The 927-nt window shown below is 52.4% G+C and carries 1 pseudogene; it reads right to left on the bottom strand.

Annotated features, from left to right (window positions below):
* Positions 1-255 precede the first annotated feature (255 nt).
* Positions 256-927 (bottom strand): annotated as a pseudogene (locus EXE45_RS19840) (hypothetical protein); the annotation flags it as partial.

The raw sequence follows: 927 nt of genomic DNA, 5'->3' as shown, positions 1-927 counted from the left end.
CATCGCTGCGGAGGAGTACGCGATGCGAAAGGGGGAGAGCGAGGCCGTCTCCCGCGACGAGGTCGTCGAAATGATCGATGGCGAGGAGTGACGACTGGACGTGGGAGTTTCGACCGCCCGCCGCACGATCGTCCGAGGGACTCGACGCGCCGACACAGCAGCGGATCATCTCGAAGCTCGATGACATCGTGACCGGGATCTATTAGAGAATATCGAATCGTTCATCAGAATATTTTACCCCGCTCCGACCGTAAATTAGTCTTGGAAGGACGCCTGATTCAGCGGAACCGTGTCGGCAACCGTTACCGTTCCTCCCGGATCTCCTTTCCCTGGGTGATCGATAGCCTCGCGGTCGAAAACACCGCTTATACCTGCTATTTGTACACCGACAATCTGATTGCCGTTGTTTGTACCACCGAAGGTTTGCTTGAGTTGGAGCGTCTTGTCTCCCGAAAGTCCGTCCTTGGTTATACTCGTAATGTCTCTATTGTCTTTGTAGTAGACAGTTACGGTGAACTCGGCGTTATCCGAAGCAGAATCTGTCGTGTTGACGATGACCCCCGAGTTCCCCGATTCGAATGTCACTCCTGAAACCTTGTTTTGAGTCGCAGGGGAGCTAGATGTCGATTCATCATTTTCGTACGTACAATCGACGGTGAACCTCCGGTTTTTATGAACTGTCGTTTCGCTGTTCTCAACGGTACCGAAGAATGAAAGCTCAAGCTGTAATTCTCTGTCCACCTCGCAGCTAGTGGTTACATACGTGCGCTTTCCGAGACCGATCGTGACAGTGTTGTCACCAGTTTCGGATTCGGTCTCGTCTCCCGTTTCCGGCTCGATTTCAATGTCGACCTCTCCGCTCTCATAATCGACCTCAACCTCGGATTCATAACCAGTGTCCGGTTCTACTATTTTCGCGTTCACTCG

Origin of the sequence: Halorubrum sp. SP9, from assembly GCF_005435015.1 — an archaeon.
GTDB lineage: Archaea > Halobacteriota > Halobacteria > Halobacteriales > Haloferacaceae > Halorubrum > Halorubrum sodomense.
Note: the sequence above shows the minus strand (reverse complement) of the source record. Positions and strands in the feature narration are given on the sequence as shown.